19 protein-coding genes are annotated in these 19,130 nt (G+C 59.9%); 7 read left to right on the top strand and 12 right to left on the bottom strand.

Annotated features, from left to right (window positions below; all coding sequences use genetic code 11):
- The first annotated feature begins 2 nt into the window (after positions 1-2).
- From G6N74_RS26460 to G6N74_RS26470, 3 genes are all read left to right on the top strand, one after another.
- Positions 3-1,223 (top strand): MFS transporter, encoded by a 1,221-nt coding sequence (locus G6N74_RS26460; RefSeq protein WP_165120989.1) that lies wholly within the window; start codon positions 3-5, stop codon positions 1,221-1,223.
- Between the two features lie 144 nt (positions 1,224-1,367).
- A complete protein-coding gene (locus G6N74_RS26465) occupies positions 1,368-2,591 on the top strand; it encodes a CaiB/BaiF CoA transferase family protein (RefSeq protein WP_165120990.1) in 1,224 nt (407 codons plus the stop codon).
- Positions 2,588-3,514: a hydroxymethylglutaryl-CoA lyase gene (locus G6N74_RS26470; protein WP_165120991.1), complete on the top strand. Its 927-nt coding sequence runs from the start codon at positions 2,588-2,590 to the stop codon at positions 3,512-3,514. Before G6N74_RS26465 ends, G6N74_RS26470 begins: the two co-directional genes overlap by 4 nt.
- A gap of 7 nt (positions 3,515-3,521) precedes the next feature.
- Here the strand turns inward: G6N74_RS26470 and G6N74_RS26475 are convergent, their stop codons facing one another.
- The 10 genes from G6N74_RS26475 to G6N74_RS26520 form a co-directional block, all read right to left on the bottom strand.
- Positions 3,522-4,526 carry a zinc-dependent alcohol dehydrogenase family protein gene (locus tag G6N74_RS26475; protein ID WP_165120992.1) on the bottom strand — a complete coding sequence of 335 codons (1,005 nt, stop codon included), beginning with the start codon at positions 4,524-4,526 and terminating at the stop codon, positions 3,522-3,524.
- Positions 4,527-4,554: 28 nt separating this feature from the next.
- The gene (locus G6N74_RS26480) at positions 4,555-5,523 is read right to left on the bottom strand and encodes a zinc-binding dehydrogenase (RefSeq protein ID WP_165121028.1); all 969 of its coding nucleotides are present in this window, start codon (positions 5,521-5,523) and stop codon (positions 4,555-4,557) included.
- 55 nt (positions 5,524-5,578) lie between these two features.
- Positions 5,579-6,343 carry an SDR family NAD(P)-dependent oxidoreductase gene (locus G6N74_RS26485; protein ID WP_165120993.1) on the bottom strand — a complete coding sequence of 255 codons (765 nt, stop codon included), beginning with the start codon at positions 6,341-6,343 and terminating at the stop codon, positions 5,579-5,581.
- Between the two features lies 1 nt (position 6,344).
- Positions 6,345-7,133, bottom strand: coding sequence for an SDR family NAD(P)-dependent oxidoreductase (locus G6N74_RS26490; protein WP_165120994.1), 789 nt, complete (start codon positions 7,131-7,133; stop codon positions 6,345-6,347).
- Positions 7,120-7,512 (bottom strand): EthD domain-containing protein, encoded by a 393-nt coding sequence (locus G6N74_RS26495; RefSeq protein WP_165120995.1) that lies wholly within the window; start codon positions 7,510-7,512, stop codon positions 7,120-7,122. The genes G6N74_RS26490 and G6N74_RS26495 overlap by 14 nt, the downstream gene beginning before the upstream one ends.
- 148 nt (positions 7,513-7,660) lie before the next feature.
- Positions 7,661-8,407, bottom strand: coding sequence for an SDR family NAD(P)-dependent oxidoreductase (locus G6N74_RS26500; RefSeq protein WP_165120996.1), 747 nt, complete (start codon positions 8,405-8,407; stop codon positions 7,661-7,663).
- Positions 8,408-8,443: 36 nt separating this feature from the next.
- Positions 8,444-9,613, bottom strand: a complete 1,170-nt coding sequence (locus G6N74_RS26505; protein WP_165120997.1) for an acetyl-CoA acetyltransferase — start codon at positions 9,611-9,613, stop codon at positions 8,444-8,446.
- Positions 9,614-9,655: 42 nt separating this feature from the next.
- Positions 9,656-11,176, bottom strand: coding sequence for an AMP-binding protein (locus G6N74_RS26510; protein ID WP_165120998.1), 1,521 nt, complete (start codon positions 11,174-11,176; stop codon positions 9,656-9,658).
- Between the two features lie 28 nt (positions 11,177-11,204).
- Complete coding sequence (locus tag G6N74_RS26515) at positions 11,205-13,013, bottom strand: FAD-dependent monooxygenase (RefSeq protein WP_165120999.1); 1,809 nt, start codon at positions 13,011-13,013, stop codon at positions 11,205-11,207.
- A 35-nt stretch (positions 13,014-13,048) separates the two neighbouring features.
- Positions 13,049-14,239, bottom strand: coding sequence for an alpha/beta hydrolase (locus G6N74_RS26520; protein WP_165121000.1), 1,191 nt, complete (start codon positions 14,237-14,239; stop codon positions 13,049-13,051).
- Positions 14,240-14,536: 297 nt separating this feature from the next.
- Here G6N74_RS26520 and G6N74_RS26525 point away from each other — a divergent pair, with 297 nt between their 5' ends.
- The 4 genes from G6N74_RS26525 to G6N74_RS26540 all read left to right on the top strand — a co-directional run bounded on the left by G6N74_RS26525 (position 14,537) and on the right by G6N74_RS26540 (position 17,533).
- Positions 14,537-15,145, top strand: a complete 609-nt coding sequence (locus tag G6N74_RS26525; protein ID WP_165121001.1) for a MarR family winged helix-turn-helix transcriptional regulator — start codon at positions 14,537-14,539, stop codon at positions 15,143-15,145.
- A gap of 200 nt (positions 15,146-15,345) precedes the next feature.
- Positions 15,346-15,969: a VOC family protein gene (locus tag G6N74_RS26530; protein WP_205826878.1), complete on the top strand. Its 624-nt coding sequence runs from the start codon at positions 15,346-15,348 to the stop codon at positions 15,967-15,969.
- Between the two features lie 205 nt (positions 15,970-16,174).
- A complete protein-coding gene (locus G6N74_RS26535; protein WP_165121002.1) occupies positions 16,175-16,987 on the top strand; it encodes an SDR family NAD(P)-dependent oxidoreductase in 813 nt (270 codons plus the stop codon).
- A gap of 36 nt (positions 16,988-17,023) precedes the next feature.
- Complete coding sequence (locus G6N74_RS26540; protein ID WP_165121003.1) at positions 17,024-17,533, top strand: nuclear transport factor 2 family protein; 510 nt, start codon at positions 17,024-17,026, stop codon at positions 17,531-17,533.
- Between the two features lie 48 nt (positions 17,534-17,581).
- Here G6N74_RS26540 and G6N74_RS26545 read toward each other — a convergent pair whose 3' ends face one another.
- Both G6N74_RS26545 and G6N74_RS26550 read right to left on the bottom strand, forming a co-directional pair.
- Positions 17,582-18,295, bottom strand: a complete 714-nt coding sequence (locus G6N74_RS26545; protein WP_165121004.1) for a glutathione S-transferase family protein — start codon at positions 18,293-18,295, stop codon at positions 17,582-17,584.
- Between the two features lie 26 nt (positions 18,296-18,321).
- Entirely contained in the window at positions 18,322-19,071 is a 750-nt protein-coding gene (locus G6N74_RS26550) for an NIPSNAP family protein (RefSeq protein WP_165121005.1), read from the bottom strand.
- Positions 19,072-19,130 lie beyond the last annotated feature (59 nt).

Here is a 19,130-nt window from a genome sequence, read left to right on the forward strand (position 1 = left end):
CAATGATGGATGTGCTGCCCCGATTCCAGTATGCAGCGGCTGCGCTCGTTCTGTTCCTCACACTGCTCGGGAGCCATCTGGCGACGCCGCTTTATTCGATCTGGCAGGCCGAGTTTGGCCTGTCCACGACCGCCGTCACCTTGATATTTGCCTGCTATCCGATCGGGGTCACAATCGGATTGCTGTTCGGCGGCCGGCTAGGCGATCAACTTGGGCGCAAGCCGCTAGTCTTCGTCGGCGTCCTGCTGACGATGGTTTCCAGCGTCGTCTACCTGCTGGCGGTAGGCATGGAATATCTGGTCGCCGCGCGGTTGATCAACGGCGTGGCGATCGGCCTGATGAGCGGCCCGGCCGTCGCGGCAATCGTCGAGTTGCAGCCCTCTGGAAATCGTGCCGAGGCATCGAGGATCGGTGCAACGGCGACGCTGGCGTCGCCCGCGGTGGGCCTGCTTGCGGTGACACTGATCGTGCATTTCACGACGGTTCCCGAACTGGTCGTCACGCTGCCGTTCCTGTTTCAGCTTTGCGGCCTTGCGGTCGCGCTGGTGCTCGCATTTTCATTTCGCGAAACCATCCTGCCGCATAGCCGCCGGTCTTTGCGCACGACGTCCTTTGCGCCACAGGGCGTCTGGGTGCCGCCGGAAATTCGCTCGGCCTTCATCTTCGCAAGTGTCACCGGCGCGCTGAGCTGGGCCAATACGGGCTTGTGGCTGGCCCTTGGACCAGCCCTCGCATTCGACGTGATGGGGACCGCCAACAAGCTGCTTGGCGGCCTCACAGTGGTTGCTTTCCTCACCACTGCAGGCGTGGTGCAACTCTTCACGAAGGGCCTGGGCTATCGCCGTGCAATCATGATCGGGCTTCTGCTTATCCCACCCAGCCTGATGCTGATCTGTGCCACGATGGTTTGGAAATCGACGCTCGGACTGATCGTCGGCGCCATCATGGCAGGCGCCGGGCAGGGGCTCTGCTGGATGGGTTGTTCCGAGTTGGTCAACCGGATCACCCCGGCTGAAATCCGCGCCTCCGTGCTGTCGGGGCTCTACATCTCCGGCTATATGGGCGCTGCCATTCCCATCGTATTCACCGGCATTGCCACGGACTATCTCGGTCTCTTCCGGGCACTGATCATCCTGTCGGTCGGCTTCAGTCTGCTGGCATTCTACCTGGCAATGCGAAATCGCCCCTTCGTGCAGGCAGAACCTTCAACCGTTATCTTGTGAGGCTTTTGTCGCATTGTGCGGTGCATCATGTCCCCGGCTGTCGGGACATACCGCGCTGCTGACACGGTTAGTTTGCGTCACGACGTCCGGCATCCGGCCCCGCGCCATGCCACGGCACCCAGCAATGCCATTGACGAGGATTTCATGACGGAGACGGCCCAGCACGGACCTTTGACAGGATTGCGCGTTCTGGAGATTGGCCATTTCGTTGCCGCCCCATTTTGCACCCGGATACTCGGAGACCTCGGCGCGGAGATCATCAAGATCGAACCGCCACAGGGCGACCCTGTCCGGCAATGGGGGGAGCAGATCGACGGCAACTCGCTTTGGTGGTCGGTGCACGGCCGCAACAAGCGCTCGGTGACGCTCAATCTGAAGTCCGCCAAGGCTGTCGAGATCGTTCTTGGATTGGTCGAAAAATGCGACGTTCTGGTGGAGAACTTCAGGCCCGGCCAACTTGCCAGAATGGGGCTGGGTGACGACGCGCTTCGTGCGGTGAAGCCGGATCTGGTGATAGCCCACATTTCGGGTTTCGGACAGGACGGTCCCTATCGCGACCGAGCCGCGTTCGGCGTCATCGGCGAGGCGATCGGCGGCCTGCGCTACCTCACAGACCATGCGCCCGGCACATCCGATCTGCCGCCGGTGCGAGTAGGGGTTAGCATCGGCGATTCGCTTGCCGGCCTTTACGCCGCCTTCGGCATCGTTTCGGCCGTATGGCAGCGAGACCGCGTGAAGGGTGACGGCAAAGGCCGCACAATGGACGTCGCGTTGACGGATTCTGTTCTGAGCATGATGGAAGGGATGCTTCCGGAATATGGCGCGCTGGGTAAGGTCCGTCAGCCTACCGGTTCGCGCATTCCGACAGCGGCGCCTTCGAGCGCCTATCCGTCGTCGGATGGCAGATGGATATTGATCGCCGCCAATTCGGAGCCGCTTTTCGCCAAGCTTGCCAGCCTGATCCGCCGTCCAGACCTGCTGGAAGAGCCCAAGTTCAAGGGCAACCGCGCGCGGGTGGAGAACGTCGTGGAACTGGATGCGATCATTACGACCTGGACGAGTCAGCTTACGATAGTCGAGCTGGAGAACCGTTTGACGACGGCGGATATCCCGTCGACACAGGTTTATTCGGCAGCCGAATGTGCCACCGATCCGCAGTTCATTCATCGCGGCATGGTGCGCGAGGTGGATGACGAATTACTAGGCCGCGTCCTTCATACCGGCATCGTGCCGCATATTTCCGACAATCCGGGCACGATCCGCTGGGCGGGTCCTTCGGTCGGCCAGCACACCAACGAAATCCTTGGCGAGTTCCTGTCGCTGAAGCCTGACGATCTGGCAAGCCTTCGTGCGGAGGGAACGATATGACGACCACTGACGCTGCTGCGGAGGTCGTCGAAGTCGGCCCGCGCGACGGCTATCAGGGCATCAAGCCGTTCATTCCAACGGAGATGAAGATTGATCTTCTGAGGCGTCTGGTCTCATCCGGATTGAAACGCGTGGAGATCGGCTCCTTTGTCAGCGCAGCGGCCTTGCCTCAGCTTGCCGATACCACCGAAATTCTCGCGGCCTGCGACGATATTCCCGGCATCATTCCGCAGGTTCTGGTTCCGAATGAGAAGTATGGTCGGTTGGCGCTGAATGCAGGCTCCCGGTTCCTTGCTTTCGTGCTGTCTGTTTCAGAAGCGCACAATCGCAACAATGTGCGCCGCTCTCCTAGGGAATCGGCGGAGGAGTACGGTCGCCTGCTTGCTGCCATGCCGGACGATGTAGATATGCGTCTCAACATCGCTACCGCCTTCGACTGTCCGTTTGAGGGACGAGTGGCCGAGGCAGAGACGATCGCGTTGCTGGATTGTCTCGTGCCGCTACGTGCGAATATCGAGCTTTGCCTCTGCGATACGACAGGAAGGGCGTCGCCCGATCACGTCGAACACTTGTTCGCTGCCTGCATGCAGCGCTTTCCCCAGGTAAAACGTTGGGCGCTGCACGCGCATGACACCTACGGTTTGGGGCTGGCCAACGTGCATTCGGCCTGGCGTCAGGGCGTGCGTGCTTTCGATGCTTCCTATGCCGGCCTGGGTGGATGCCCGTTTGCGCCGGGAGCCACGGGCAATGTCGCCACCGAGGATGTAGCGTGGATGTTTCGGCGCATGGGCATCGATACCGGGATCGATCTGGAAACCCTCATCCCCGTCGCCTGCGACGGCGCCGCTATCCCGGGTGGTTTGCCTGGCGGTAGGGTTCGACAGGCGCTCGCGGCAGCTGCCGCCAATGCTCCATGCCTATAAGGCCGTCTCAGATAGCGACGACCAGCTTGCCGAAGTGACGGCCAGCGCGCAGCTTGGCGTATGCGTCGGCTGCCCGTTCGAATGGAAACACTTCGTCGATCACGGGTCTCAGCCCATGCAGGCCAATCGCACGGTTCATATCTTTGAACATGTCAGCGCTGCCGACACTGATGCCGGTCAGGCGTATGGCGCGTCCTATGATCGCTCTCGGATTGATTTCTGCACCACCGCCGACAAAGCCGATCGTGACGATCGATCCATCGACGCGCACGGCACGGAACGAACGCTCCAGTGTGCCCGGACCACCGACTTCGACCACAACATCCACGCCGCGTCCATTGGTAAGCGAAAGCACCTGGCTGTCCCAGTCGGGGTTCTCCCGGTAGTTCAGGACGTGGTCGGCGCCCATCTCATGGAGAAGCGCAAGCTTTTCGGCGCTGCTCGATATGTGGAAGACCTGCGCGCCCATTGCTTTGGCGAACTGAAGCGCAAAGATCGAAACGCCACCTGTGCCTTGCAGCAGAACGGTCTGGCCGGGTCGCAGACGTGAGATCTCGGTCAGTGCGTTCCAGGCAGTAAGCGCGGCACAGGGAAGGGTCGCGGCTTCCTCGAATGAGAGATGCTCGGGAAACGGGATCAGAGCATCTTCCCCAAGCACCAGATATTCGGCCAGAACGCCGTCAATGGTGCCGCCCAGGCCGCGTTTCTTGTTGCCGGCCGTTATCGGCCCGGAGATCCAGTCAGGATAGAATGCGCCCGCCACCCGGTCGCCGATCCGATGCTTCGTTACGCCGGCTCCAAGCGCCACAACCTCGCCAGCCCCATCCGATAGCGGAATCAAATTGTTGGTTGAGACGCCATAGGCATTGTCCGCGACGAGGAGATCGCGGTAGTTCAGCGAGGCCGCGCGAATGCGCACCAGAACCTCTCCCGGCCTCGGTTCAGGATCGGCCCGATTGACCAGCCTGAGCATGCCATCGGCCGCAGACGGGTTGATTTCATAGGCTTTCACGGAACACTCCTAGCCGCCCTGAGGTGCATCAGGGGATCAGCACAATCTTGCCGAAATGGGCATTGGCGGCCATATGCTTGTGCGCCGCCGGTGCATCGGCAAGGGAAAAGCTGCTGTCGATCGGCAGCGACAGCCGGCCCGCCTGCACATCCTTCCATAGATCCTCACGCATACGCGAGACGATCTCGCGAACCTCGGCGACCGTGCGCGTGCGGAATGTCACACCGATATAGTCGAGGCGTTTTGCGGCGTGGAGGTCGAAGTCGAACTCGGCTTTAGTGCCGCCGAGGCGCCCTACATTGACCACGCGCCCGCGTACGGCAGCGACCTTCATGGAAAGATTGACCGACGAACCCGAAACCATGTCGACAACGAGGTTGACGCCTTTGCCTTCGGTCGCGCTCATCAGCGCGTCGGCCCAGGAGGCATCCTTGGGGTCGAGAGCATGCGTGGCGCCGAATTCGCTCAGTCTGTTACGCCGCTCGGCATTGGTCGACGTGCCAGCGACGATACCGGCGCCCTTGAGCCTCGCGATCTGAAGCGCCATAAGCCCGACGGCAGAACTCGCTCCCTGCACGAGGACGGCATCGCCGTTTTGCAGGCGGCCATTGGTAATCACTGCGTCGTGCGCGGTCATAAGCACCAGCGGCAGAGTTGCGGCCTGTTTCATATCGAAAGTGCCGTCGAATTTCAGCGCCAGTCCGGCATCGGTGACAGCATATTCTGCGTAGCCTCCCATGCCTGAACACATGACCAGATCCCCAACCTTGAAACCTTGGACGTCGCGCCCGATCTCCACGACCTCACCAGCCCACTCCCTACCGATCGGCTGGCCGAGAGAATCCTTAGTTGCAGCACCAGCGCCCTTCGCCATATTCAGATCGATCCGGTTCATGCCGGCCGCTGCTACGCGAACGAGTACCTGTTCAGAGGTGGGAACGGGGCGCGCAATCTCGCGCAACTCCAGCCCGTTTTCGCCGGCAACGCCGGCACGCATCTTTTCCGTCATCGATATATCCTTGGTTTCCGAGCTGTTTCGACCGAGCGCGACATCAATGCATGTAGAGGCCGCCATTCACATCGATCGTGGCTCCGGTAACGAAGCCTCCATTGACCGAGGCAAGGAAGGAAGCGGCGCCTGCGATTTCCTCAGGCGCACCGACCCGGCCAAGCGGCACGGAATCCAGTTTGGTGTACTTCGTACCGGTGTTCGTCGTGCCTGTGGCCTGCGCCAGCATCGGCGTGTCGATCGGTCCCGGAGCGATGGCGTTCACGGTGATGCCCATCGAGCCCAGATCGCGGGCTGCCGTGCGGGTAAGACCGAGAACCGCTGCCTTTGAGGCCGAATAAGCCGCGCCGGACTGCAGACCGCCGGTCTGGCCTGCGAGAGACGAAACGGTGATGATGCGGCCATGTTCCACCGGCTTTGCGCGGCGCGCGCGCGCCATCTCGCGCACGCACAGGAAAGTGCCGCGCGCATTGACCGACTGAACCTTGTCCCAGTCCTCGACGGTGGAATCGATCAGCGAAATACCGGTTGCCGTTCCACCTGCGCCGAGCATGCCCGCGAAATGAGCCAATACGGAGATCGGTCCGACCTCGCTCTCGATCGTCTTGAACGTTGCCGCCACCTTTTCTTCGCTGGACACGTCGAGAGCGATGCCACGATGACCCTTGCCCTCGAGTTCGCCCGCAGCCTTTGCCGATGCTGCCTGGTCGAGGTCGGCTATGACTACGGTCATCCCGTCCTTGGCAAACTGCCTGGCAGTTGCAAGACCCAGCCCGCCGGTACCTCCGGTCACCAATGCAATCCGCATGTCAGTTCGCTCCTCTCGTGGCTTCCCAATTCAAAACAATGTCATCGCTGATGAAGACCGATGATGTCTGGCCGCCATCGACGGCAAGAACCTGACCGGTGATCATGCGCGCCTCGTCGCTGGCGAGAAACGCGACTGCGGAGGCTATGTCGTCTGGCCTGCCGACCTGGCCGAGCGGCATGGTGCCGATGATGGTTGCCTGGAACCGTGCGGTTTCGAGCCGTCCGGCGGTCAGTGGCGTAGCGACTATTCCTGGCGCTACCGCATTGACCCTTATGCCTTCCGGTCCGTATTCGGCGGCCATGTTTCTTGTCAGCGCGACGACGCCGGCCTTCGCGGTCGCGTAGGCTGCCCAGCGGCGATAGCCGGAAAGTGCAATGCTTGAGGCGATGTTGACGACCGTGCCCCGGCTTTTGCGCAGCTCCGGCAGAATGTCGCGCGAGAGCCTGAATGTGGCGCGCAGATTGATGTCCATGTAACGATCGAAAATCTCGTCCGTCGTCTCGTGCAGGGGCGGGGCGTTGCCGACGCCGACATTGTTGACGAGGATCGAGACCGAACCGAATTCAGTGACGCATCGCTGGATTATCATAGCCGGTGCATCTGATGTGGTGACATCGGAAACCATCGTCACCAACTGAGCACTGGCTGCGAAAGATGAAAGGCCGTCATCCTTGATGTCGACGGCCAGCACGCGGGCGCCTTCATCCAGAAGCCTTTCGGCTATTGCCCGCCCGATACCCTGTCCGGCGCCGGTAACGATTGCGGCGCGCCCTTCAAGCCCCTTCATGACCAGCCGCCCATTCTGCCGAATAGTCCTTGCCGATCTGCACCACCTGATGATCGAACATCAGGATGCGCGTGGCATCCATGTCGAGGAATTTGTGCTCGTCCTCGATCATCTCTTTCTGAAAATAGGGCAGGGCATGCATTTCCTTGCGCGCTTCGAGGCTCTCGAACCAGGATTCGGAAAAGCCGTCATAATCGAGATCGCCAACGTTCGCCCAGCCGCTGCTGGGTACGCAATGGTGCTGGACATAACGCTTGATGTATTTCGACAGGATTGGATCATTTGCGATCAGCGGGCCATGAACTTCGCGCCAGTGTCGCGAAAATTCCTCACGGGTGAGGCCGGGCTTGCGCTTGTAGAATCCCAGGGTGATCAGCATGTCGAGCTCCATAGAGGCGAGGGAGGTTGTCGCTTCGTCGTAGCAAAGCTGCTGCAACTGCCTTCGTGGCACCGATGCTATGACCGATGGAACCGAGGCCGCGTATCCCTGCTGTCAGGGACACGGGTGCCAGGGCAAAGAGATGACGTCAGGAAAAAGCCATGCCGCCATTCACATCGATGACTGCTCCGGTCATGAAGCCGGTGGCGCGGGAGCATAGAAAGGCAAGCGGCCAGCCGATCTCTTCCGGCTTGCCCAGTCGCTTCATGGGATAGTGATCGACAGCAAAGGGCTGATTGGCCGAAATCAGCAGCGGAGTGAGGATCGGCCCCGGCGAGATCGCATTGACGACGATGCCCTTGTCGGCCACCTGACGTGCAAAATAACGCACGATGGCCTGAAGCCCACCCTTCGAGGCGACATAGGCGGGCTCCACTGCAAGCGTAGAGCCGGCGGTGCGTGCGGCCATGGAGGTTGTCAGCGCGATACGGCCGGTGCCGCGTTCCGCCATGCCCGGAAGAACGGCCCTCACCAGATTGACCGGCCCGAGCACGTTGACATCCATCGTCTTGCGATAGAGCGTCTCCCAGTCGTCGCCGCCATCCATCCAATCGCCTTTGACATAGTATCCACTGCAATCGCAAAGCGCATCGAGCGGACCGGCCTCAGTGATGACCTTTTCGACATCGGCACGGATGGAATTGTCCAGCGCATAGGCCTTCACCTTGGTGCCGGCGTCGTGCAATTCACGAGCGAGTTCATCGGGCGCCTTCAGGTCGACGATCGCAAGGTCCGCGCCAAGCGCGGCACAGGCCCGAGCTGCCGCACCCCCGATCGCGCCGCCGGCGCCCGTCACAAAAACCCGCTGGCCCGATAGATCAAATGCGTTGTTCAAGAAATTTCCTCCAGATTGTCGCTTCGGCGATCGGTGCTATTTGATGCGTTCGAGAATGCTGGCGTAATTGGCAACGGCCGCACCGCCCATATTGAAAATGCCTGCGAGGCGCGCATCCTTGATCTGAATCGGGGCGGGCATTTCTCCGCAGAGCTGCATGGCGGAAACCGCATGCATGGAGACACCGGTAGCGCCTATCGGATGCCCTTTTGCCTTGAGACCGCCGGACGCATTGACCGGCAGGCGGCCGCCGATCTCCGTCCAGCCTTCGTTGATCGCGCGGGCGCCTTGGCCTTCCGGCACCAGGCCCATCGCTTCATATTCGATCAGTTCGGCAATGGTGAAGCAGTCATGCGTTTCGACGAAGGAGAGATCATCGAGCGAGATGCCTGCCTCCGATAGCACCTTCTGCCATGCCAGCGCACAGCCATCGAATTTCAGGATGTCGCGCCTCGACATGGGCAGGAAATCCTGCACATGGGCGACGCTACGGAAGGCGATGGCGCGGCGCATGGCAAGGGCAGTCTCGACATCGGCAATCACGAGGGCGGCTGCGCCGTCGGAAACGAGCGAGCAGTCTGTCCGCTTGAGCGGGCCTGCCACAAAGGGGTTCTTCTCGCTTTCCTGCCTGCAGAAATCGTAGCCGAGGTCCTTCTGCATCTGCGCGAGCGGATTGCTCGCGCCGTTCTTGTGGTTCTTGGAGGCGATGCGAGCCAGCGCATCCGACTGGTCGCCATGTTTCTGGAAATAGGCACCGGCGATCTTGCCGAAGAGGCCGGCGAAGCCGCCTTCGACATCGCCTTCTTCCTGAAGATAAGACGCTCGAAGCAGATTGCGGCCAATCTCCAGTCCCGGTGTGCTGGTCATTTTCTCGACGCCGACAACCAGCACGATGCGCGCCTTGCGCGCATCGATCGACTTGATGGCCTGGTGGATGGCGGCGGAGCCGGTGGCACAGGCATTTTCAATGCGCGTTGCCGGCTTGAAGCGGAGGTCGGGATTGGCCTGGAGCACAAGAGCTGCAGTAAAATCCTGCGGCGAAAAACCGGCGTTGAAATGACCAAGCACGATCTCGTCAACGTCAGCGGCTTCGATGCCGGCGTGTTCGAGCGCGGCGTTCGTCGCTTTCACGATCAGGCTCTCGACCGTTTCGTTCTCATGCTTTCCGAACGGCAAGTGGGACCATCCGACAATTGCAGTGCTCATGACGATCTCTCCGGGTTCATTGAATGCGGCACGCCGACGTTTTCATGCGTCAAGCGCCAGAAGTTTCTCGCGCAACTCTCGTTTGAGGACCTTGCCGTAATTGCTCTTGGGCAGTTCCTTGACGAATATGTAGCGTTTTGGCCGCTTGAAACGCGCTATGTGGTCCGTGCAGTGGGCGTCGAGCGATTTTTCCGCGATCGCTGCTCCATTGTCCGCAACGATGAAGGCGACGACGATCTCACCCCATTCGGGGTGCGGCTGGCCAACCACGCAGACTTCGCCGACATCGGGATGCTTCAGCAGCACCTCCTCGACCTCGCGCGGATAGATGTTGGTGCCGCCGCTGATGACGACGTCCTTGGAGCGGTCTCGCAGCGTAAGATAGCCATGGTCGTCAAAGGAGCCCATGTCGCCGGTATAGAGCCAGCCATCCTTCAGGGCTTCTGATGTCGCCTTCGGATTGTTCCAGTAACCGGACATGACAACGTCGCCACGGCAGATGATTTCGCCAACTTCGCCAGACGCGACCGGTGTGCCCTCCGCCGTGACCACTGCCACCTCTACACCGGAGCGGGCAAAGCCGACCGAACCGAGGATTTCGTCGTCGTCCGTCGCATGATCGGCCCTCCTCAGGCCGGTAATCGTCATGGGCGATTCACCCTGTCCATATATCTGCGAGAAGACCTGGCCGAAAATGGCGAGCGATTTCCTGATCTCCTCGACATACATTGGTCCGCCGCCATAGACGATGCTGCGCAAATTGGCTGGACGGCGCCCCGATTGTTCCACCTCAAGTCGAAGGCGCTGCACCATGGTTGGCGCAAAGAACACGCCGCATGAAGGATGGACGTCGCAAAGGTCCATGAATTCGGCTGGATCGAAGCCCGCCGAGCGCGGCACGACCTGGCGGGCACCTCGGGCAATATAGGCCGGAATGTAGAGCCCCGAGCCATGGGACATCGGTGCGGGGTGAAGCAGGCTCGAATTCTCGTCGACCGTCTCCATGTCGGCCAGATGGGAGATGGTCATTGCCATCAGGTTGCGATGCGACAGCATTGCGCCCTTGGAACGGCCGGTCGTGCCGCTGGTGTAGAAAAGCCAGGCCAGAGCTTCCGGCGATGCGCTGATCGGACCGTCCCATTTGTCCTGAAAGAGGCTCACATAGTCTTCGCCGCCGATAACGAACTGATGGCACTTAGAGGCAGAAGAACCCTCTAGTGCCTGCTCCAGCGCACCCACGAGCTTCGGCGAAACGAACGCCGCGACGGCTTCGGAATCCTCCAGGATCTGGACGGCCTCTCGTGCGTGAAGCTTGGCATTGACCGGAGCAACGACCATTCCCGCCGCCCAGATGCCGAAGAAGAGTTCGACATATTCAGGGCGATTTTCGCTCATGATCGCGATGCAGTCGCCGGCAGCGAACTCCCTGCGCAGGGCTGCCGCAATCTGAAGCGAGCGCGTGCGCAGTTCGGCGAAGCTGGACACTTGCTGCTCGCCGAGAAAGACCGCGCCATTTTGCGGATATCGTGTCGCTGCCTGGTCGAGAAGGGAAAAGAGATTCACGAAATCAAGTCCTCAGGAGAAGCCGGTGTCAGGAAGCAAGGCGCGGCGTGTCAGCTTGCGGCTGCCTGGCACTATGATCCTGCATCAGGATTTTGCCGAAAGCATCGCGTAGCACCTCGACCGCGTTCGCCTTCTGGCCGAGCGATCGCCAGGCGACATGATTGTCGGGTCGTACCAGCACCGCACCTTTCGAAGAAACCTCGCGCAACATCGTCCAGCGTCGATCAATGTCGATGCAATCGCCCGTGTCGCCGATCGAAACGACTTCAAGACGCAGACCCTGTTCGGAGGCCAGTTGACGCGCGGCAGCGGCCCACACCGCATCATCCGAACCGGCGATAAGCAAGAATGCCCCCTTGCCGACCAGATCAAGCGTCGATTTTCGCTCGCCCTTGTGCTCGACCCAGGCATGTGGAAGCCGATGGCCGGGCCGCGTGGTTGGCGTGTATTTGCCACCCATCGGGTCACGCTCGGGTGGAAAAGTTCCGTCTGGAACGATTGCGCCGCGATCATAGTAAAAGCCGAGTTCCAGGTCATGGGCCTGCCACTCCATGCGCTGCACGCTGATGACATCGTTCAACCGCGCACGCCGTGTCCGGCCCTCGTCATCTTCCGCGAAGAAAGCAGAAAAATTGCTCTGACTGACTTCCGCATTGCCACGCACCAGACCGATGCCGACATCGGTGAGGGGGTGGTTCTGAAAGGTCATCAGCGCCCATTTGACATTGCGTTCCGCAACCGGGCGACGTTCTGTCTCGTAGCTATGCAAGAGTCCGTCCGAGGCTTGACCGCGCAGTACGCAATCCAGTTTCCAGGCGAGGTTGTGCGCATCCTGAATGGCGGAGTTGAGGCCGAGCCCGGTCGTCGGCGGGTGCCTGTGCGCTGCGTCGCCTGCCAGGAAGATGCGGTCGAAGCGATACCGGTCTGCGAGCACGCCTTCGACGACCCAATGGCCGATGCCGATGATATCGGGTTCGAACTCCGGCAGCTTTAGAAGTTCGCGCATTCGCGGCAGCAATGACGACTGGTCGAAGCGAGCGGGGTCGTCCGGTCGGAAGCTGAAATGGAACATCCACTCTTCCGAGTGACGGTCGAATTTCGTCGGCCCGAGCTTGCCCAGAACACCGCTGCTCCATGAGCCGCCGTCCGGATTGACGAACCATGTCGTCATCGCGTGATCGTCGTCCCACCATTGGGAAAGATCGGCACGGAAGTAGACGGTCACCATGTCGACCATGTTGGTGGCACCGGTCAGCTTGCTTCCAACAATCGGTCCGATCGTGCGCCCTCCGTCGGCGGCGATGACATAGTCTGCGATGACCTTGAATTCTTCGCCGCTCTCGCGGTCGCGGATCAGTGCCGTCACGCTCTCTCGGTCCTGCTCGATCGTTGTAAGTTCGTGATAGTAGAGCAAGCCGCCGGGATTGCGCCTTTCGGCTTCCTCGCGCAGCAAAGGTTCAAGGCGCACCTGTGGATAAAGCGTGCTCTCGCACGGACTGTCTGCGCGATAATGAGTCAGGGAGCCGCCGCCGAAGGAATCGATCGCATAGAACGTCTTGCGGTCGAGCGGGCCGTCCCCTGCAAGGCTTGTGCACCAGCGAATGCGGGAAATGTATTTAAGCGGCATTGATCTGGCGTAGACGGCGTCGGCCACGCCAATCTGCCGGAACACCTCCATGGTGCGCTGATTGAGATAGCGCGCCTTGGGAAGTTGTCCGGGCGAGGCGTGCCGTTCAATCAGCAGCGACCGCGTTCCAAGCTCGGACAGATAGATCGAGGAAGACAGACCGCAGCCGCCGGCTCCGACAATCAACACGGGTATGCGAAGTTCACGCATCGTCGTCCTCCGGTTCTATCGGGATGCTGTTATCCTCAACCACCCAACAGGTCGCGTTCCGCGAGCCATCCGCGCTGCAACTCGACTGCTTCTGCGAGCTGTTCGGGCTGGCCCGCATAATAATGCGTCGCGCCTTTGATGACACGGAAGGTCTTGTCCGTGCTTGCAGCGGCACTGTAGATCATTCCCGTGTGGGGCTGGGGTGCGGCGTCGTCGGCGCTGTTTTCTATGGCGAGGAAGGGCACTCGTATATGTGTTGCACAAGCCACGCCGTCGGCACGTGAATCCTGGATCGACCACTGTGACAGCCACGAACGCAGCGTCGAAAAGCGCCCGAGCGCAACCGGCCCGGTGTTCACCGTTGCCGGATTGCCAAGATAGGACCAGCGCGGTTTGCGATCGTTCGGATCTATTGTCGGGTCGATGAAGCGCGGATCGGCAAAGGTGCGATGGGTAACGAAGCCGCGCTCCAACTCGTCCGTATTGCGTTTCTTGAGATCGTCCAGCGTTTCCACCACCCGGTTTCGAATCCGGTCGATGCGCTCGCGCTGCGCCTTGCGGTAATGAGCGACGAAGTCGGCCGAATAGGGCGGCTGGTTCGGGTTGGCGGCGTCATAGATGTCAAGTTCTCGTATGCGATCGTCCGGGTCGTCTTCATTGCGTACAGAGGGATCTATGCTGTCGACGAGAAGCTGTGCCCGCGAAATGTGCGCCGCCTGGAAGATCAACGCGTCGGCAGGGATCAGCCCCGCGCCCTTGACGTTCACGGGATCGCCGGCCGGCGTTTGGGTGATCGTGGGGTTTTCGGCCTGCGACTGGTAGAAAAGTGCCAGCGAACCGCCACCGCTCCAGCCGACGATCACGACCTTCTCATAGCCGAGCGCCTCCTTGGCATGGCGCACATAGGCGCCGAGATCGAGAAGGACCTTCTCCATGATCAGCGCTGCATCGTTCTTCGCGTAGCGGCTCGCCGCGCACAGAACATGCGCTCCGTGAAGCGCTGCAGCACGTGGCACCGGCAGAAGCTGGAGCGTTGAGGTCGGGTGCATGAAGATCATCAGCGTGGATGAAGGACGCCCCTTCGGCCGCATCAGAATCCCTTCCAGGTTTACTGCGCCTTGATTGCCGGCGAAGCCGTAGGTTTCAACAAAGGCCGATTTTTCCTCGTATTGAATATGCAGCCATGTGAATTCGATTTCCGGGTCCGGTGCTTTGCCGTTCGTCATTCTATTTCCTTGCACTTGCGTGCCGCGCGCGTATGCGGAATGCCTTGCTACTGGACAGAAGGCACAGCACCTCTAGTTTCCATGCGTCGTCGCTACGCCGTTTTGGCAACAGCCAATGTCCCCTCTGGTTGTTACATCCGGCGCTGGGCTCGGGAGGGCATCATGATACCTGCTGGTTCGCTGTTATCGGGCAATGCGTTTAATGGCGGGATTTCAACAGCATAGAAGCGGCTGTAAGTTCGTCCTTGTGACATCGACACTGGATTTGCGGTATGATTTCCGATACCGGAGGCATTTATGGGATCGACAAGAAAATCCGCGGCGACGGAGGTCGGCAAGACGGATGAGCTTCAGGCTCGCGCCTTGCCGCCCGGATTCTACTTGCCTGAGCATTCTCTTCCACACGCATTCAACGTTGTTGCTAACCGCGTCAGCCTCACGCTTGAGAAGATGTACAGCGAGATGTTCGGCCTGTCCGTAGTTGGCTGGCGTGTGCTGGCCATTCTTGGCACTCACTCTCCCCTGTCGGCCAAGGCGCTTGCCGAACTCACCGCAATGGATCAGGTCAGTATCAGCCGTGCTGTCGAGCAATTGGCGAACAAGAAGCTTGTTTCCCGCCGTGTCGACATGGCCGACCGGCGCCGCGTGGTACTGCGTCTCAGCAAGAAGGGCGAGGAGGTCTACAACCAGATCGTTCCGGTCATGTATGCGAGCGAAAATGCCCTCGTGTCGGGGCTTTGCAGCGAAGATGTGGTGTCGCTGCGCCGTATCATGAAGATACTCGTCGAACGCTCGGCAAAGGTGCTGGGGGATGAGCGCGATTGGCAATCCCTGCTTGAGGCCTACGGATACGGCACGAATTCCCAGCATGCCGACGGCGATTCTCCGATCTCCCATCCGACCTGATCGGGCCTGCGGTCCGCTCTTTCGGCGGCACGCATGTTCATCTCTGAAGCAATGGTCCCAACAAGGGGGGACATACCGGTCCGGCTCGACTGCTTAGGACTGGGGCATCTTAGAGCGGCCTGTCCTCGGCGATTATATCGGGACAGCCGCTTGGCCCAGAGTGATCTGACGATATTCTGGAATTGCGAGGAGAAGCTTAGATGTCCGCCACGCTGGAAGCACCAAGAATTGCGAAGCCCCGCAATCCCGGTCTTACGCCGACGATGCTCAATCACGCGGCCTGGGTTACGCATGATGTTGCGGCGACGTATGATTTCTATACGCGCGTCATGGGCATGGAAATTGCCAGCACTGTCATCGATGACAGTGTTCCGTCGACCGGTGATGCGTTTCCGTATTTTCATATCTTCTTCAAGATGAAGGATGGCTCGACCTTTGCATTCTTCGAGGCTCCCGGACTGCCGGCGCCCGCGAAGTCGACACATCCGGCCTATGACATCTTCAATCACATAGCGCTCGAGGTGTCGTCCCGCGACGACGTGATGAAGTGGTACAATTGGCTCAAGGAAAACGACATCGACATCGTTGGCCCGACCGATCATGGTCTGATCTACAGTATCTATTTCCATGATCCGAACGGTGTTCGTCTCGAGATCACCACGCCGCTCGACAAGGACTGGAACAACCATACCCAGGACGCGCAGAAGGATTTCGACCTGTGGGTCGGCGCGAAGGAAAAAGCCAAGGCTGAAGGCAAAGATGTGACCGCAGCGCTCTTCAAGCTGGCCAAGGAACGGCGCGAAGCCCGTAATTCCGCACATTAGGACATATCCGGTTCGCGTGAATCGGAAATGGGGCTCCGAGTCCTTCCAGTGGCGATAAACACCGGCGATTGAGGCGCTTCCTGAGTTGATGGCGGGAGGCGCCCTTTCTTTTGCTATTGCTATGAATGGCGCGACGCTTTGAATCAGATGTCTGGTTTTCAGGCGCACCGCAACCGTCGGCGCACCAAGGTCATAAGGATTGAAAATGAGCGGAGATTGGCTTGATATCGGCGGACGCGTCTGCGTCGTTACGGGCGCGGGAGGCGGGATCGGGCGTTCGATCGCCGAAAGCCTGGCGGAGGCCGGCGGCAGGGTCGTCGTTCTGGATAGGGATTTACGCACCGGCGAAGAGACAGCCGCTCAGATCAGAAGCAAGGGCGGCGAGGCTGTTGCGCTGGAGTGCGACATCACCGATGGCGAGAGCGTGGGCCGCGCGCGCAAGGCGACAGAAGAAGCTTTCGGGCGCTGCACCGTCCTGGTCAACAATGCCGCGCTTATCCGCAATGGGCCGCTTTCAGAGCTGTCGCTTGCCGACTGGAACGCTGTGATCAACGTCAATCTGACGGGTTTTTTCGTCTGCTCGCAGATTTTCGGTCGCTCCATGCTGGAAAATGGCGGCGGCAGCATCATCCATGTCGCTTCGCTGTCGGGTTCTTATCCGCAACCGACAAGCGGCGCCTACAGCGTTAGCAAGGCCGGTGTGCTCATGCTCTCGAAGAACCTGGCGCTCGAGTGGGGCGAGAAGGGCGTGCGCAGCAATGTGGTGAGCCCCGCAATGGTTCTGACTCCGATGTCGGAGGTCATCTACAAGGATCCGGTCGTGAAGGCGAAGCGCGAAGGCGTCGTGCCGGTTCGCCGCATCGGCAAGCCGCAGGATATCGCCGACGCGATCTGCTTCCTGGCGAGCGACCGTGCCAGCTATGTGAGCGGACAGGAGATTCTGGTCGATGGCGGATGGAGCACTGCGATCCTCGCCATGGTGCCGCGCCCTGGCTTCGATCAGCCAAAGAAGGATTGATCTCGTCAATTTTCAGCATGCCGGAGGAGGAGATACATGCCGCGCCCCAGATCGACAAAATCAATTGAAGAACGCCTCGATCATATCGAGGACTACATCGAAATCATGCAGTTGATCTGCGCTTACGGGCCGGCCGCCGATGCGACCCACTGGGAGCTGATCAAGGAAATATGGGCCGAAGACAGCCTCTACGAGATCGGCGGCCTGGGTGTCTACGAAGGCCACGAGGGCTTGAAACAGGCATTTTATGGCGAGTTCCATCAGGGGCTGATGGAGTCCGGTTCGGGTCATGTATCATCGATGCCGCATCTGGTTATTGAAGGCGACCGTGCCGTCGCTACACATCACGGGACGCTCTACAAGCAGATCGATGGCAATTTCCCGGTCATCCGCCTCGTCGCTTCGCGTTGGGAGCTGACACGCCGCGAAAAGGGATGGATCGTCACCAAACGCACCAACGAAGTGCTTCAGGAGAACACCCGCGCTCGCGAATTGCTCGCGCGCGTCAAGGAAGGTCCATCGCCGTTGGCGCAGGCTGCAGAATAGAAACCAAGCGATAAGCCGGGGTGAACCTTGTCAGGTTCCCCCGGTTTTTCATGACACGATGGTGTGCTGCGAGAGCCCCTGCCAAGGATAGGCGATGGTCTGGCGCTCGGTCCGGCCATATTCGGTCTTGACGCCGGCATTGCGGGCGTAGGCGCTTTCAACAGCGGAGCGTGCTGCAATCACATCGCGCCACTGCAGAAGATGCGGATAAGGGTCTCCAGTCTCCGGTCCGAGATATTTGATCCACGGATAGCAGGCTACGTCGGCGATGGAATAATCGCCGGCCAGAAAGGGCGATGCGGCCAGCCGCCGCTCCATCACATCCCATAGCGCTGCAAGCATTCGTCTATAGCGACGCCTGGGATACGTGAAATCCGTATCCGGCTCGATGCGCTCCGCAAAAGCCTTGAAGTGCCAGAATTGGCCGCCGATCGGTCCCAGATGACCCATCTGCCAGAACAACCATTGCATCGTTGCATTGCGAGTGCGCGGATCGTTCGACATGAGCATGCCGGTCTTTTCCGCCAGATACTGCAGGATGGCACCCGACTCCATCACCGTCACCGGATCATCACCCCAACCGGGATGATGATCGCGAATGACCGGCACCTTGCCTGCGATCGAGCCGCCAAGTTTAGTCGAGTCGAATTGTTCGCCCTTGCTGAGGTCGACGAAGACAATGTCGTAGGGGATGGCCATCTCCTCCAGCGCGATCATCACCTTGTAGACATTCGGGCTGGGTGAGTAGAAGAGCTCGATCATTGGCCTCTCTATCCTTCAAGGGAAAGTCAGTTCGGGCGGGTCCTCAGCGATGCGAAGGGCAGGGCGTATGATGCCGGCTCAAGCACGAAAGTGTCGCTTGTCCCGAAAAGCGTTGTGCCGAGTTCGGCGCGCTGTTTGCGAAAACCTTCCAGCAGTTCGGCGTCGTTCTGGAAACCTCTCCAGCCTTTCCACCACGCTTGCTCATCAGGCCATGCGACGAGCATGACGATGTTGGGCATAGTGGGGCCGCTGATCATGTCGCAGACGCCGATGACGTGCGCGCCCGCCGCACGCAGACGCGGCAGATAGGTCGTGGACAGGAAATCCGTCACGGCATTGTTCTGCCCGACCAGGATTTTTTGCGTAATAATCTGATGAACGCCGCCGATACGCCTGTCGAGATCGGCTTCGACCTGCTCGAACGCGGGGCTGGGGCGCAGAAACACAAGTTCCTGCCCCTCGACGAGTTCGCTGCCGGCATTCGTCTGGGCGCGGATACGCGCCCATTCGGGGTCTGCATAGAAGGAAGCCCAACTGGCTTCGCGCTCGGCAAAATCCTTCCATTCCATGATGTAGCAAAAGAGCGGCATACGGGGGCCGGCAAGTGCTGACCAGCGGCCGATTACGCGAATTCCATGCTTGGAGAGCAAAGCCGGAGTGTGATTTTCCATGCGGTCGTGATTGTCGTTCATCCGACCGCGTTCGATCAGATATTGCCGCATCTCGAAAATCATGGCGCGTCCTTGTGAATGGTTCACGTTACCGGTCGTTGGCATGCCGGTATCAAAACATGACATCGTGGAATGCGATCAAAACGCAATCCGAAAAATAGGAG

The sequence above is a fragment of the Mesorhizobium zhangyense genome (genome assembly GCF_011045115.1).
GTDB lineage: Bacteria > Pseudomonadota > Alphaproteobacteria > Rhizobiales > Rhizobiaceae > Mesorhizobium_M > Mesorhizobium_M zhangyense.